Here is a 15,019-nt window from a genome sequence, read left to right on the forward strand (position 1 = left end):
AGGAGTGCGACATGGGCATGGACGACAAGCTGGGCAACGCCGCGGAGCAGGCCGAGGGCAAGGCCAAGGAGGCCGCCGGCAAGGCCACCGACAACGAGCGCCTCGAGGCCGAGGGCCAGACGGACCAGGCCAAGGCCGACATGAAGCAGGCCGGCGAGAAGGTCAAGGACGCGTTCAAGAACTGACCCGACGCCGTGCCGCCCGCTCGCCCGTGCGAGCGGGCGGTGTCGTGTCCGGGGACTACCAGGAGCCGCCGCCCCCGCCGCCCCCTCCGCCGCCGGAGAAGCCGCCGCCACCGGAGAAGCCGGAGCCGCCCGAGCTCCCGGGGGTGCTGGTGAAGGTGCTGCCGGCAGAGCTGGCGAACGAGTCCATGCCGTCGGCGATGCCGCCGAACGAGCCGTAGTCGCCGCCGAGGTACCAGGTCGGCATGAGCAGGGGGTGCCCGGCCGCCGCGGCTGCCTCGGCCACCTGCTGGAAGGTCGACGCCCACTGGGAGGCGACGCCGAAGACGATGGCGTAGGGCAGGTACCGGCTGAAGACGTCCTGCGCCTCCTCCCACTTGATCTGGTTCGCCTCGGCCGTCACGAGGTACTGCTTGAAGCCCTTGGACTGCGCGAGCACGGCGCTGCCGTCGGCGGTCCGGGCGGCCATCCGCCGACCCAGGAACATCGTGATGACCCCGGCGAGCAGGGTGCCGATCGACAGCGTGTACGACGGCGAGAACGGCATGCCCGCGCCGGAGGCGATCCGCGACAGCGGTTCGTGCAGCCAGAACAGGCTGATGAACCCGGCGGCCGCGATGAGGAAGCCGAGCGACTGCCAGGTGCCCCGCTGCCGCTGCGGCGAGCGCCGGAACCAGCCGCGCTGGACGACCTCGTCGTACATCTGGGCCTGGACCTTCGTCAGCGTCGGCTTGAACCGGTTCTTCAGGTCCGAGAGGTCGACGACCTGGGCCCCGTCGTGGAAGACCCCGGCCAGCAGCTCGGCCTCGTAGATGCGCAGCGGCGTCCGGGCCTGCTCGGGAGTGGGCTCGGTGCGGGTGAGCCGCCAGTCCTTGCGGTGTCCGAGGCCGCCGTCCCCGATCTGCTCGATCCGCAGCCGGCCCCGCACCGCGAGGTCCACGAGGGTGGCGGCGACGTCGACCGTGTTGGCCGTCTCGTCGATGAGCGTGCCCACGAGCCCCGGCTGAACGCCCTCGGGTGGGGTGAACTGCACGGCCACGGTGGGGCTGGGACCGCGCACGACGGCGGCCTGCTGGCCGACGCCGGGCGTCAGGCCCGGGGTGATCCCGGCGTACTGCTCGTCGCGGCCGCGGGTCCACACCAGGACCCCCATGAGCCCGGCTGCGAGCAGGGGCAGGGTGAAGCCGGTCCCGAGGGCCAGGGCGCCCAGCGCCTTCGAGCCCTCGGCGGTCGTCACCTGGCCGTCCGGTGAGACGGTCCCCTGCCGCAGCGACGGCGTCAGGCTGCCGAACCCGTCGAGCGGCAGCGACGCCAGGATGGTCATGCCCTCGCGCGGCCGGACGGCGGGCGCCGAGAAGGTCGCCGTCGCCCCCGGGCTCCCCTGGCACCGCTGGGTCGACCCGAGCTCGCCGAGGAAGCAGTCGACCCGGTCGACCGGGCTCGGACCGGTCACGGAGGCGCTGACGTCCTCGTAGAGCTGGCTGTTCGAGGAGTCGATGAGGTTGTAGTAGAACTCCGCGTGGTCGCTGAAGCCGTTCATGACCGAGCTGAGGTGGTACTTCACGACGTAGGTCTGGGTGCCCCGGACCGTCTCGTCCGAGCGCCCGACGCGGATGGTCGCGTAGCTGCCGTTCTCGTCGATGACCCGCGTGTCCGCCGGCGCACCCGAGGGCGAGCTGGCCGACACGTCGCTGAGCGGGTACTGGCGGTAGGTGGTCGGGCTGTCCTGGTAGCCGACGCGGATCTTGACGAGGCGCTCGATCCCGTGCCGGTCCTCGCCGCTCGGGAACTGCCACGTGATCGTCTCGACCACGTCGGCGGAGCCGTCCTCCCGCAGGGTGAAGTCGACGTGGTAGCGGGTCGCCTTCTCGTCGCCCACCGCGTTCGCGGTCGCCGGCGTGAGCACCAGAGCGGCCAGGGCGAGCAGCACCGCGAGGGTGGCACCCCACCGCGTGCCCGCGCGCCGGCCCCCACCCCGGTGCCGCGTCGTCCCCCCGGCCACGGTCACCGTCCCCCCAGCCACGGTCACCGTCCCCGCGAGTGCAGGGCGCGCTCGGCGTCGCGCCGGTCCTGCCGCTCCCGCAGCGTCTGGCGCTTGTCGTACTGGCGCTTGCCCTTGGCGACCGCGAGCTCGACCTTGGCCCGTCCGTCCTTGAAGTACAGGCTCAGCGGGACGATGGTGTGGCCGGTCTCGCTGGACTTGCGCTGGAGCTTGGCCAGCTCCTCGCGGTGCAGCAGCAGCTTGCGCCGACGGCGCGGGGTGTGGTTGGTCCAGGTGCCCTCGACGTACTCGGGGATGTGCACGCCCTCGAGCCACAGCTCGTCGCCGCGCCACGCGGCATACCCGTCGACCAGCGAGGCGCGGCCCATGCGCAGCGACTTGACCTCGGTGCCCATGAGGACCAGGCCCGCCTCGTAGGTGTCCTCGATGAGGTAGTCGTGGCGGGCCTTGCGGTTGCTGGCGACCACCTTGCGCGCCTGTTCCTTGGCCACTGCTCTTCCTGTCCGTGTCGGTCCGGTGCCGCGTCGCGCGCCACCGGCGGTGCAACGCTACCGGTCCGACGAGCGGGGCCGCCCGGAGGTTTCCCCGAGCGGCCCGTCACCGGTGGCGGCGCGTCACAGCCAGCGACGCGGGTCCTTCGGTATGCCGTCCTCGTAGGTCTCGAAGTGCAGGTGGCAGCCGGTGGACTCGCCGGTCGTGCCGACGTAGCCGACGACCTGCCCGCGGCTGACGTGGCCGCCGCGGACGACGATGCGCTCCATGTGGTTGTAGGCCGTCACGAGGTCGACGCCGCGCAGGATGCCGTGGTCGATCTCGACCCGGTTGCCGTAGCCCCCGGCCCAGCCGGCCGAGATGACGGTGCCGGACGCCGCGGCCCGGATCGGTGTGCCGCAGTTGGCCGCGTAGTCGCGACCGGCGTGCAGGCGCCAGTAGTGCAGGATCGGGTGGAATCGCATCCCGAACTCCGAGGAGATCCAGCCGTCGGAGGGCGCCGACAGGAAGCCGTGCGCGCTCACCCTCGGCGCAGCCGGGACCCGCTTGTGGGCCCTGCGCAGGGCTGCGGCACGACGGGCGGCTGCGGCCTTGGCCGCCTTGGCGCGGGCGATGAGGACCTTCTGCAGGCGGGCCTGCTCCTTCTGGGCGGCGTCGAGGCTCTTGCGCTCGTTCGCCTTCTGCGCCTCGAGGGTCTTGGACTGCGCGGCCTGCTGGACGGCGAGCGCGTCGAGCTTGGCCTTGGCGTCGGCGGCCTTGGCACGGGCGTCCCGGGCCTTCGCGAGCGCGGCCTCGGCGGCCTTCTTCGCCGCGGCGACCTCCTCGCGCAGGGCGCGGATGTGCGCCTCCTGGGCGGTCGCGGCGGCGCGGGCCGTCGCCAGCCGCTGCAGTGACTGCTGCTGGACGTCCATGACCGTGTCGTTCATGGCGATGCGGTTGGCGAAGTCGTCCGGGGTCGTGGCGCTGAGCGCGACCGACAGCTGCCCCATCCCCTGGTCCTGGTAGAGCTGGGAGGCGAACCGGGCGACGCGGGTGCGGCTGGCCGAGAGCTGCGCGCGGGTCGAGCTCAGCTCGTCGACCGCGCGGGCCTCGTTGGCCTGAGCCACCTGGAGCTTGACCGCCATGTCGTCGTTGTACGCGTCGGCGGCCGAGACGTCGGCGGTCGCCTTGTCGAGCGTGGCCTGCGCGACGGGCAGGGCGGCCTGGGTGCGACGCAGGGCGAAGTAGGTGTTCTGGAGCGCGACCGAGGTGTCGTCGAGCTGCTGCTTGAGCGACTCGATCTCCTTGTCGACCTGCTTCTTGGCCTTGTTCGGGTCGGTCGCGCCCGGTGCCGCGACGGTGCCCGTCGTGGCGGTCAGCGGCACGGCGGCCGAGGGGGCGGCGATGCCGACGGAGCAGGCGACGGCGAGGCCGAAGGCGGACAGCCGGAGCCGCCGCGAGGCACGCTGAGACGGGGGGAACGCGCTCATAGGCCTCATTGGTAACACAAACCCCAGCGGTTTCGGGGGAAGCGCGACCGGGATCCTCCGGACGGCTGACGCGGGTCGGGTCAGACGCGCAGGTAGCGGCGCAGCGTCACCCAGCTGGTCAGCACGGAGACGACCAGCATGAACGCGGCCAGCCACGGCGCGACGTACCAGATGTCGCTGGTGCCCACGAGCGGCGCGTCCTGGAGGACGGCCGACACCTTGGGCAGCAGGTAGTGGGTCGTCGCCCACAACCCGGCGATGGCCAGACCCGTGCCCCCGAGCGCGGCCAGCACCGTCTCCATGACGAAGGGCAGCCGGATGGTGAAGTTCGACGCGCCGACGAGCTTCATGATCCCCGTCTCGCGGCGTCTGCTGAAGGCCGCCTGCCGGACGGTCGTGGCCATGAGGAGCACCGAGCACAGGACCATGAGCAGCGCGAGGAACAGCGAGCCGACGGTGACGACGTTCATCACCGCGAAGAGCTTCTCCAGGGTCTTCTGCTGGTCCTGGACGCGGCCCACCCCCGGTGCGCCCTCGAACGCGCTGACGACGACGTCGAACTTCTTGGGGTCGGACAGCTGCACGCGGAAGTTCTGCGGGATGTCACCGACCTGGAGGTACTCCGACAGCGGCGAGTTGCGGTACTGCTCCTTGAACCGGTCGAACGCCTGCTGCTCGGACTCGTAGTAGACGTTCTTGACCAGCGGCTTCATCTGCTCGAGCTGGGCCTTGAGGGCGTCCCGCTGCTCGGGCGTGACCGCCTTGCCCTGGCAGTTGGCGTCGACGGAGTCCTTGCCGCACATGAAGATCGAGACCTGGATGCGGTCGTACCAGTAACCCTTGAGGGTGGTCACCTGGCTCTGGGCCAGGAACCCGATGCCCATGAGGTAGACCGACACCATCGTCACGAGCATCACCGAGACGGCGATCGAGGCGTTGCGGCGCAGGCCGATCCAGATCTCGCTGAGCATGAACTGCACGCGCATCAGCGACCACCTCCGTAGACGCCCTTGTTCTCGTCCCGGACGACGTGGCCGTTCTGCAGCTCGACGACCCGCTTGCGCAGCTGGTCGACGATGTCGTCGTCGTGGGTGGCCATGACGATCGTGGTGCCGGTGCGGTTGATCCGGTCCAGCAGCCGCACGATGTCGAGGCTGGTCGTGGGGTCGAGGTTGCCGGTGGGCTCGTCGCACAACAGGATCGGCGGCTTGTTGACGAAGGCGCGCGCGATGGCGACGCGCTGCTGCTCACCACCGGACAGCTCGTGCGGGAGCCGCTTCTCCTTGCCCTCGAGGCCGACCATCTCCAGCGTCTCGGGGACGACCTGGCGGATGGCGTGGCGCGAGCGCCCGAGCACCTGCAGGGCGAAGGCGACGTTCTGGTAGACGGTCTTGTTGGGCAGCAGCCGGAAGTCCTGGAAGACGGTCCCGATCTCGCGGCGCAGGCGCGGCACCTTGCGCGAGGGCAGCCGGCCCACGTCCTGGCCGGCCACGAGGACGCTGCCCTGGGTGACCCCCTCCTCCTTGAGCACGAGCCTCAGGAGGGTGGACTTCCCCGAGCCCGACGCGCCGACCACGAAGACGAACTCGCCGCGCTCGACGTCGAGGGTGATGTCGCTCAGCGCCGGGCGGGTGGACCGCGGGTAGACCTTGCTGACGTTCTCGAAACGGATCATGCGCGGAGGGGAAGCCTTACGGGAGGGGGACGGACGGCATACCGCGCCGCACGCGGGGCGCCACGCACGACCTCCGCAGGATAGGTCGGCAACCTCCGTATGCCGCGCAGCCGCCGCTCCTCGGCGTTGCGCCGGTTTCCGGCGCGCCGGCGAGAGCGGCCCTTCCTGCCTGAGGCCAGGGGTCAGGCCTGCGCGGCCTTCTCCTGCTCCTTGCGCCAGCGGACGCCGGCCTCGATGAAGCCGTCGATGTCGCCGTCGAAGACGGCCGAGGGGTTGCCCACCTCGTACTCGGTGCGCAGGTCCTTGACCATCTGGTACGGCTGCAGCACGTAGGAGCGCATCTGGTCGCCCCAGCTGGCCTTGATGTCGCCGGCCATCTCCTTCTTGGCGGCGGCCTCCTCGGCCTGCTTCTGCAGCAGCAGCCGGGACTGCAGCACGCGCAGGGCGGCGGCGCGGTTCTGGATCTGGCTCTTCTCGTTCTGCATCGAGACGACGATGCCGGTCGGGATGTGCGTCATCCGGACGGCGGAGTCGGTCGTGTTGACCGACTGGCCACCGGGGCCCGAGCTGCGGAAGACGTCGACCTTGATCTCGTTCTCGGGGATCTCGATGGAGTCGGTCGACTCGATGAGCGGGATCACCTCGACGGCCGCGAAGCTCGTCTGGCGGCGGCCCTGGTTGTCGAACGGGCTGATCCGGACCAGCCGGTGCGTGCCGCCCTCGACCGAGAGGTTGCCGAAGGCGTACGGGACGTCGACCTCGAAGGTGGCGGACTTCAGGCCCGCCTCCTCGGCGTAGGAGGTGTCCATCACCTTGGTGGGGTAGCCGTGGCGCTCGGCCCAGCGCAGGTACATGCGCATCAGCATCTCGGCGAAGTCGGCCGCGTCGACGCCGCCGGCCCCCGCGCGGATCGTGACCACCGCCGCCCGCTCGTCGTACTCACCCGAGAGCAGGGTGCGGACCTCGAGCTCGGCCACGGCCTTCCGCAACGAGGCCAGCTCGGCCTCGGCCTCGGCCATGGTCGCCGCGTCGCCGCCGTCCTCGGTGCCCATCTCGACCAGGACCTCGAGGTCGTCGATGCGGGAGTCCATCCCGGTCACGCGCTCGTACTCGGCGTTGGCCCGGGAGAGGGCGGACGTGACCTGCTGGGCCGCCTCGGGGTCGTCCCAGAGGTCGGGCGCGGCGGACTTGGCCTCGAGGTCCTTGATCTGCGCCTGGAGGGCGTCGAGGTCGGTCACCTCGCGCACCGAGTCCATGGTGCTGCGCAGGTCCTTGATCTCCTGGGAAAAGTCGGTCGCCACGAGGGTCAAGCCTAGGGCACCTGCGTGGCGCGCCCGACCGGGCCGGACCGCGGGCGGTGGCCGTCCGTCACTCCCCCAGCCAGGACACGGCGTGGAAGACGAGCTGCTCAGGGGTGCACCTGAGGTCGAGGACGACCCCCGACTCGTCCGCCTCCAGCGGCTCGAGGGTCCGCAGCTGGGAGTCGAGCAGGCTCGCCGGCATGTAGTGCCCCTCCCGCACCGCCAGTCGCGCCCGCACGACCTCCGGCGGGCCGGCGAGGTGGACGAACTGCACGGTGGGCGGTGCGGAGCGGAGCACGTCACGGTAGGCGCGGCGCAGGGCGGAGCAGGCGATGACCGTCGAGCGGCCCTGCTCGTCCTGCTCCGACATCCAGGCCGCGAGGGCCTCCAGCCAGGGCCACCTGTCGACGTCGTCGAGCGGCTGCCCCGCCCGCATCTTGGCGACGTTGGCCTCCGAGTGGAACTGGTCCGCCTCGGCGAACACCATTCCGGTCGCGCGGGCGATGCCCTGCGCCACCGTCGTCTTGCCGCACCCCGAGACGCCCATGACGACGACGTGCCGTCGGGTCGACGCCCGGGCAGGAGCAGGCGCGGGGTCGAGGTCACCAGTCATGGACGGTGCCGTCCTTGAGCCGGTTGAAGGGCAGGTAGGCCGGCTGGTACGGGAAGCGCTCGGCCGCAGCCTGGTCGAGCGTGACGCCGAGGCCCGGCTGCTCGCCCGGGTGCAGGTAGCCGTCCTCGAAGGTGAAGCTCTGCCGGAACACCTCGTTGGTGAGGGCGCCGTGGCGCATGTACTCCTGGATCCCGAAGTTGTGGATGGCCAGGTCCAGGTGGAGGGCCGCGGCCATGCCCACCGGCGAGATGTCGGTGGGCCCGTGGATCCCGGACTTGATCTGGTACTGCGCCGCGAAGTCGAGCAGCTTGCGCATCGCCGTGATCCCACCGGTGTGCGTGACCGCCGACCGCACGTAGTCGATCAGCTGCTCGCGGATGAGGGTCTGGTAGTCCCACACCGTGTTGAAGACCTCGCCGATGGCCAGGGGCGTGATGGTGTGGGCGCGGACCAGCCGCAGCGCCTCCTGGTTCTCGGCGGGCGTGCAGTCCTCGAGCCAGAACAGGTCGTACGGCTCGAGGTCCTTGCCCAGGCGCGCCGCCTGGATGGGCGTCATCCGGTGGTGCCCGTCGTGGAGCAGGGGCAGCTCGGGGCCGAACTCGGACCGCACCGCCTCGAACACCGACGGGATGTGGCGCAGGTAGGCGCGGGTGTCCCAGTCCTCCTCCGCCGGCAGGGGTGCGCGCTGGGCGGGCTCGTAGTCGTACCGGCTGCCTTCGCTGGTCGGCTGGGCCGCGACCCCGTAGACGGCGTTGATGCCGGGGACCGAGGTCTGGACCCGGATGGAGCGGTACCCGAGCTGGAGGTGCTCGCGGATCGAGTCGAAGAGCTCGGCGGTGTCGCGTCCCGAGGCGTGCCCGTAGGCCATGATCCCCGTCCGGGAGGCACCCCCGAGCAGCTGGTAGAGGGGCAGACCCGCCGCCTGCGCCTTGAGGTCCCACAGGGCGACGTCGACCGCGGCGATCGCTGCCATGGTCACGGGGCCACGGCGCCAGTAGGCCGACCGGTAGAGGAACTGCCAGGTGTCCTCGATGGCGTGGGCGTCTCGCCCGAGCAGCAGCGGCGCGACGTGGTCGCGCAGGTAGGACGCCACGGCCAGCTCGCGGCCGTTGAGGGTGCCGTCACCCAGGCCGACGAGTCCGTCGTCGGTCGTGACTCGCAGGGTCACGAAGTTGCGGTCGGGGCTGCACACGACGACGTCGACAGCAGTGATGTTCAACGGTCACACCTTTCGGGTGGTCAGCGGTGGGCGGAGCCGGCTGCGGCACCGGCGAGGCGGTCGAGGTCGTCGCGGTGTGGCAGGCCCTCCCAGTCGCCGTGCGTGCTGACGGCGACCGCCCCCAGGGCGTTGGCGCGCTCCAGGGCGGCAGGATCGTCGAGGCCGTCGAGCAGCCCCGACAGGAGCCCTGCGCAGAAGGCGTCGCCCGCACCGATGACGTCCACGGCCGTGACCGGCAGGGCGGCGATGTCCCACCGGCCCTCCGCTCCCCACAAGGTGCTGCCGGCGGCACCGCGCTTGAGGGCGACACGGCCCACCCCGGCGGCGCGGATCGCGGAGACTGCTGCGTCCTCGGGCCCGTCGGCGACCAGCTCGAGCTCGTCCTCGGAGGCAATGAGGACGTCGACGTGGGACAGCAGCGAGCGCAGGACCTCCCGGGCCCGGTCGGAGGTCGAGAGCCGCGAGCGGCGGTTCACGTCGAGCGAGACCGCCGTGCCGGCGGCGGAGGCGACCTCGGCGGCACGGGTGACGGCCGCTGCGGCCGAGTCGGACAGCGCGGGTGTGATGCCGGTCAGGTGCAGCATCGAGGGGGCCGGGTCCAGCGCCGCCTCGGCGTCGCCCGGTCGCAGGGTCGACCCGGCAGACCCCGCCCGTCGGTACTCCACCCGGACGACGTCGGCGGTCCGCGTCTCCACGAACATCATGCCCGTGGGCGCGTCGGGGTCCTGTCGGGCGCTTCGGACGTCGACGCCCTCGGCCCGCAGCTCACGAAGGACCAGGTCGCCAAAGGGGTCCTGGCCGACGACGCCCGCCCAGGCCACCTCGTGACCCAGCCGGGCAAGTCCGATGGCGACGTTGGACTCGGCCCCCGCCAGGCGGGTCACCACCGGGGCCCCCAGGCCGAACGGACCGGCCCAACGGAACGCCACCATGGACTCGCCCAGGGTGACCACGTCCGGACCGGCGCTCACGACGCGGCCCCGGACAGTGCGGCATACCGGCGTGCACGGGCCCGCAGCGCGTCCAGGTCGCCCCCGGACGCCGCGTCTGCGACCAACGGCCCACCGACGCCCACGGCGACGGCACCGGCCGCGAGGTAGCCGGGGGCGGCATCGATCCCCACCCCGCCCACGGCCATGAAGGGCACGGCGGGGAACGGGTCCCTGAGGGCCTTGAGGTATGCCGGGCCCCCGAGCGACGCCGGGAACAGCTTCACGACGGCCGCCCCAGCGGCCATCGCCGCCCAAGCCTCGGTGGGGGTCAGCGCACCGGCCGCACACGGCACACCGCGGTCGGCCGCTGCGCGCACGGACGGCGCCACGGCAGGCGTGACGACGAAGTCGGCGCCCGCTGCCAGCGCCGCGTCGACGTCCTCCGCGGTGAGGACGGTGCCGGCGCCGAGGCGGACCTGCGGACCAGCCTTGGCGCGCACCCGGGCCACGACCTCGAGGGCGGACGGCGTGGTGAGGGCCACCTCGACGAAGCGGATTCCCTCGTCGAACAACACGAGCGCGCTCGCCACCGCCGCATCGGCGTCGCGGCCACGGATGATCGCCATCACGGTGGCGTCGGACAGCTCGCGCACGAAACGCGCGGCAGCGCCCGCGTCCGTCGCGCCCGGAGGCGTCACCATTCCGCGAACGAGCCGTCGTCGTGGCGCCACACCGGCCCGCGCCAGGCGTGCCCGCGCTTGTCCGCGGCCCGGACCACGGCCTCGTCGACCTCGATGCCCAGGCCGGGGCCGGTCAGCCGCTCGATGTGGCCCTCGACGAAGCGCAGGGGCTCGGGGTCGACCACGTAGTCCAGCACCTCGGCGCCCCGGTTGTAGTGGATGCCGATGCTCTGCTCCTGGATCAGGAAGTTCGGGGTGGCGAACCCCACCTGCAGGCAGGCCGCCAGGGCCAGCGGACCAAGGGGGCAGTGCGGGGCGAGCTGCACGTCGAAGGTCTCGGCGAGCGCGGCGATCTTGCGCACCTCGGTGATGCCACCGGCGTGCGACAGGTCCGGCTGCGCGACGGCGATGCCGGCCTGCAGGACCGGCAGGAACTCCTGGCGCGAGTAGAGCCGCTCCCCCGTGGACACCGGCGTCGTGGTCGACCGGACGAACTGACCGATGAGGTGGGAGTTCTCCGGGACGACCGGCTCCTCGAGGAAGAACGGCCGGAACGGCTCGAGCAGGGGCGCGACCCGCCGGGCGTTGGCGAGGGTGAACCGACCGTGGAAGTCGACTGCGACGTCGCGGCTGTCGCCCAGCACCTGCCGTGCGGCGGCGACCCGGGCGACGACGCCGTCGAGCTCGGCCACCGAGGCGACCGGGCTCATCCGGCCGCTGGCGTTCATCTTCACGGCGGTCAGCCCGGCCTCCACCTGCTCGGCGATGTGGTCGGCGACCTCGGCCGGCTCGTCACCGCCGACCCACCCGTAGACGCGGATCCGGTCACGGACCGGACCGCCGAGGAGCTGGTGCACGGGGGCGCCCCAGTGCTTGCCCGCGATGTCCCACAGCGCCTGGTCGAGGCCGCTCACCGCGCTGGCCAGGATCGGGCCCCCGCGGTAGAAGGACCCCTTGGTCATCACCTGCCAGTGGTCCTCGATCCGCAGGGCGTCGCGGCCGAGGATGACCTCGGACAGCTGGTCCACGGCCGTGCGGACGGTCTCCGAGCGGCCCTCGCAGGTGGCCTCGCCCCATCCGACGAGCCCGCCCTGGGTCTCGATTCGGACGAACAGCCAGCGCGGTGCGACGAGGAACGTCTCGACCTTCGAGATCGTGGTGTCCACGGCTCAGCCCTTCGTGGCGCCGGCGGTCAGGCCGGAGACGATGTACTTCTGGGTGAACAGCGCGATGACCATGATCGGCAGGGTGACCACGGTCGCCGCCGCCATCAGCCCACCCCAGTCGATGCTGGCGTAGCCGACGAAGTTGAAGATGGCGACCGGGAGGGTCTTCGTGTCGGCCCCCGAGAGCACCAGGGCGAACATGAAGTTGTTCCACGAGAAGATGAAAGACAGGATCCCGGCCGTCGCGATGCCCGGGACGGACAGCGGCAGCGTGATCTTGCGGAAGGCGCCGATCGGCGTGAGCCCGTCGACCATCGCCGACTCCTCGAGCTCCAGCGGCAGGCTGTCGAAGTAGCCCATCATGATGTAGACGACCAGCGGCAGCGCCACGAACATGTGGCTGAGGATGAGCACCGTGTACCCGCCCACCATGTGCAGGTTGGAGAACACGTAGTACCAAGGGACGAGCAGGGAGACGCCCGGGATGACCCTGGCCATCAGCACCACGAGCGCGGACCGGTTCATCGAGAACCGGCTCATCGAGTACGCCGCGGGGACGCCCAGGACGAGCGACACGGTGGTGGAGGCGAAGGCGACCCAGAAGCTGTTGACGATGAACTGGCCGTAGTCGGCCTGCTTCAGCACCTTGTCGTAGTTGACCAGCGTCGGCCGGAAGAACACCGCCTTGGAGGCGTCGTAGATGTCGACGTTCGTCTTGAACGACGCCAGCAGCATCCAGACCAGGGGTGCGAGGAGGCTCAGCACCACGACGACGAGCGCCACGACGCGGAAGACGGGGTATGCCGCGTTGCGCGGCCGGCGGTTGGGCGCCGGCGCACCGGAGGGGGCGGCGGGACCGGTTGCCGCACGGGGGCTGGCTGCGGCCTCGGCCGCGCTGGGGCTGGTGCCGGGCATCAGAGCGCTCCCTTCCGGCGGGCGGTGAGGGCCCACATCGAGCCGACGATGATGAGGAAGAAGATCACGAGGACGGCCGAGGCGATCCCGTACTCGTTGTAGTCGAAGGACAGCCCGTACGCGTAGACGTTGAGGGTCTCGACCTCGTGGTACGAGCCCCCGCCCTTGCCCTTGGTGGCGTAGAGGATGTCGAAGGTCTTGATCGCGTCGATGCCGCGCAGCAGGATCGCGATCACGACGGTGGGCATGAGCATCGGCAGCGTTACGAAGCGGAACCTCTGCCAGGCGCCGGCCCCGTCGACCAGGGCCGCCTCGTTGGGCTCGTCCGGCAGGGAGGTGAGGCCGGCGAGCAGGATGAGGACGACCATCGGCGTCCACTGCCACACGTCCATGAAGGCCGTCGTCATCAGCGCCGCCTTCTCGCTGGCGAGCCAGGGCTGCGGCGGGATGCCGAACCAGCCGATGACCTGGTTGGCGAAGCCGATGTTGGGGTCGAAGATGAGCCGCCACATCATGCCCACCGCCACGGGAGTGGCGACCAGCGGCAGCAGGATGGCCACGCGGACCCACTTCTCACCGCGGAAGGGCCGCCACAGCAACAGGGCGATGGCCATGCCGAACACGACCTCGAACAGCAGCGCGACGCCGGTGAACTCCACGGTGCGCAGCAGGGCGGGCCAGAAGCGCGACGTGTCGGAGAGGACGTCGGCGTAGTTGGCGAGCCCCACGAAGCTCTTCTCCGCGCGGACGGATCCCTCCGCGTCGGTGAGGCTGAGGTAGACCGTCCACGCGATCGGGAAGACGATCAGGACGCCGACGAACGCCATGGCGGGTCCGGCGAACAGCCACTTGCGATGGTTGTTCGCCCACCGGGCCAGGGGTGGCGTGGAGTCGTGGCTCAGGGCGCTGGCTGACATGAGGTGCTCCGGGGTGCGGTGCGGCCGGTGGCCGGCTGAGGCGGGGGTGCGGTGCGGCCGGTGGCCGGGGGCGCTGGCGCGCCCCCGGCCGCACGGTCACTTGTTCTCGTCGTCCAGGAGCTTCTGGAACGCCGAGTTGGCCTGGTCCGCCGAGGCAGACGGGTCCTTGCCGGTGATGGCGTCGACGATCGGCTGGCCCACGATCTCGCGCGCCTCCGGGACCTTCACCACGAGGGGACGGTCGTGGCCGACGCCGTTCTTGGTGCTGACGGCGATCGCCGCGGCCAGGTCCTTCGGGTAGGTCGAGGTGCCCTGGGGGTCGCTCCACACGGACGTGCGGGCCCCGGGGACGCCGGACTCCTGGTTCGCGAGGACCTGCTCCTTGCTGGTCGCCCACTGGATGAACTTCCAGGCGTTGGCCTTATTCTTGGACGCGTCGTTGATGCCCAGCGCCCACGAGGGGACGTTGTACGGCTTGGAGCCCGCCGGGCCGGCCGGGAAGGGCGCGAAGCCGACGGTGTCGGAGACCTTCGACTTGGCCGGGTCGGTGGCGTTCTTGTAGAGCGAGTCCGCCTCGGTGTAGAAGGCCGCCTTGCCCTGCGTGAAGATCGCCATGGCCTCCGGCCAGCTCATGTCGGTGCTGACGTTCTTGGGGCCGGAGTCCTTGATGAGGCCACCGTAGAAGGCGTAGGCCTTCTTGGCCGCGTCGCTGTCGACGGTCGCCTTGCCGCTCTCGTCGGCGAAGTCACCGCCGAAGCTGTAGAGGAAGCTCGAGTACTGGGTCACCGCTGCCGACTTGGCGGTCCGGGCGACGAAGCCGGCCACGCCGGGGTTCTGCGCTGCCACCTTCTGCGCGTCCGCCTTGAGCTCGTCGAGCGTGGCGGGCGGCTGGGCGATCCCGGCCTTCTTGAGCAGGTCCTTGCGGTAGTAGAGGACCTCCTGCTCGGTGATGAGCGGGACGCCGACGACCTTGCCCTTGTACGTGGTGGAGGACACCGGGCCGGACTGGAAGTCGCTCCAGTTCCAGCTGCTGTCGGACTTGACCTTGTCACTCAGGTCGGCGAGGTACTTGTTCTTGGCGAAGAGCTTCCCCTCCTGCAGGGGGCGGTACATCATCACGTCGAGGTCGCTCGACCCCGCGTTGAGCTTCACGTTGTACTGGTCCGAGAGCTGGTCCTCACCGAGCTGGGTGAGCTCGACCTTGAGGCCGGTCTGCTTCTCGAACTCCGGCAGGGCCTTCTTGAGGTTGTCGGTCCACACGTGGTTGGCCACGGTCACCCGCACGGTCTTGGAGGCCGCGCCGCCCTCGTCGGCGCTTCCGCTGCCGCCACCGCAGGCGGACAGCGCCAGGGCCGTCACCACGGCCAGAGAGGTAACGGTCACTGCTGAGGGACGTCTCACGCCTGTCTCCTTCTTCCCTGGCCGTCCCGCCGTTGGGACCGTCGCCGGACAGACT

Annotated in this window: 15 protein-coding genes; 1 reads left to right on the plus strand and 14 read right to left on the minus strand. The window is 71.0% G+C overall.

All coding sequences use genetic code 11. The features are described 5' to 3' along the window. Positions 1-11: 11 nt before the first annotated feature. Positions 12-185, plus strand: coding sequence for a CsbD family protein (locus RKE38_RS02510; RefSeq protein ID WP_310149027.1), 174 nt, complete (start codon positions 12-14; stop codon positions 183-185). A gap of 55 nt (positions 186-240) precedes the next feature. Here RKE38_RS02510 and RKE38_RS02515 read toward each other — a convergent pair whose 3' ends face one another. The 14 genes from RKE38_RS02515 to RKE38_RS02580 form a co-directional block, all read right to left on the minus strand. Beyond that, positions 241-2,205, minus strand: coding sequence for a DUF2207 domain-containing protein (locus RKE38_RS02515; protein WP_316005877.1), 1,965 nt, complete (start codon positions 2,203-2,205; stop codon positions 241-243). 2 nt (positions 2,206-2,207) lie between these two features. After that, entirely contained in the window at positions 2,208-2,675 is a 468-nt protein-coding gene (gene smpB, locus RKE38_RS02520) for an SsrA-binding protein SmpB (RefSeq protein WP_316005878.1), read from the minus strand. 123 nt (positions 2,676-2,798) lie between these two features. Beyond that, positions 2,799-4,145, minus strand: coding sequence for a peptidoglycan DD-metalloendopeptidase family protein (locus tag RKE38_RS02525; RefSeq protein WP_316005879.1), 1,347 nt, complete (start codon positions 4,143-4,145; stop codon positions 2,799-2,801). Between the two features lie 80 nt (positions 4,146-4,225). Then, positions 4,226-5,131, minus strand: a complete 906-nt coding sequence (ftsX, locus tag RKE38_RS02530) for a permease-like cell division protein FtsX (RefSeq protein ID WP_316005880.1) — start codon at positions 5,129-5,131, stop codon at positions 4,226-4,228. Continuing rightward, the gene (ftsE, locus tag RKE38_RS02535; protein WP_316005881.1) at positions 5,131-5,820 is read right to left on the minus strand and encodes a cell division ATP-binding protein FtsE; all 690 of its coding nucleotides are present in this window, start codon (positions 5,818-5,820) and stop codon (positions 5,131-5,133) included. Before ftsE ends, ftsX begins: the two co-directional genes overlap by 1 nt. Before the next feature lie 182 nt (positions 5,821-6,002). After that, positions 6,003-7,121, minus strand: a complete 1,119-nt coding sequence (prfB, locus tag RKE38_RS02540) for a peptide chain release factor 2 (RefSeq protein WP_316005882.1) — start codon at positions 7,119-7,121, stop codon at positions 6,003-6,005. Between the two features lie 67 nt (positions 7,122-7,188). Further along, a complete protein-coding gene (locus tag RKE38_RS02545) occupies positions 7,189-7,734 on the minus strand; it encodes a gluconokinase (protein WP_316005883.1) in 546 nt (181 codons plus the stop codon). Next, a complete protein-coding gene (manD, locus tag RKE38_RS02550) occupies positions 7,724-8,953 on the minus strand; it encodes a D-mannonate dehydratase ManD (RefSeq protein ID WP_316005884.1) in 1,230 nt (409 codons plus the stop codon). The genes RKE38_RS02545 and manD overlap by 11 nt, the downstream gene beginning before the upstream one ends. Positions 8,954-8,973: 20 nt before the next feature. Further along, positions 8,974-9,924: a sugar kinase gene (locus RKE38_RS02555; RefSeq protein WP_316005885.1), complete on the minus strand. Its 951-nt coding sequence runs from the start codon at positions 9,922-9,924 to the stop codon at positions 8,974-8,976. Beyond that, positions 9,921-10,538, minus strand: a complete 618-nt coding sequence (locus RKE38_RS02560) for a bifunctional 4-hydroxy-2-oxoglutarate aldolase/2-dehydro-3-deoxy-phosphogluconate aldolase (RefSeq protein ID WP_316005886.1) — start codon at positions 10,536-10,538, stop codon at positions 9,921-9,923. Before RKE38_RS02560 ends, RKE38_RS02555 begins: the two co-directional genes overlap by 4 nt. Positions 10,539-10,579: 41 nt before the next feature. Continuing rightward, positions 10,580-11,731, minus strand: coding sequence for a galactonate dehydratase (gene dgoD / locus RKE38_RS02565; RefSeq protein WP_316005887.1), 1,152 nt, complete (start codon positions 11,729-11,731; stop codon positions 10,580-10,582). Between the two features lie 3 nt (positions 11,732-11,734). Next, positions 11,735-12,646 (minus strand): carbohydrate ABC transporter permease, encoded by a 912-nt coding sequence (locus RKE38_RS02570; RefSeq protein ID WP_316005888.1) that lies wholly within the window; start codon positions 12,644-12,646, stop codon positions 11,735-11,737. Next, the gene (locus RKE38_RS02575) at positions 12,646-13,563 is read right to left on the minus strand and encodes a sugar ABC transporter permease (protein ID WP_316005889.1); all 918 of its coding nucleotides are present in this window, start codon (positions 13,561-13,563) and stop codon (positions 12,646-12,648) included. The genes RKE38_RS02570 and RKE38_RS02575 overlap by 1 nt, the downstream gene beginning before the upstream one ends. Before the next feature lie 96 nt (positions 13,564-13,659). Further along, positions 13,660-14,964 carry a sugar ABC transporter substrate-binding protein gene (locus RKE38_RS02580; protein ID WP_316005890.1) on the minus strand — a complete coding sequence of 435 codons (1,305 nt, stop codon included), beginning with the start codon at positions 14,962-14,964 and terminating at the stop codon, positions 13,660-13,662. Between the last annotated feature and the right edge of the window lie 55 nt (positions 14,965-15,019).

The sequence above is a fragment of the Phycicoccus sp. M110.8 genome, from assembly GCF_032464895.1.
Classification (GTDB): Bacteria; Actinomycetota; Actinomycetes; order Actinomycetales; family Dermatophilaceae; genus Pedococcus.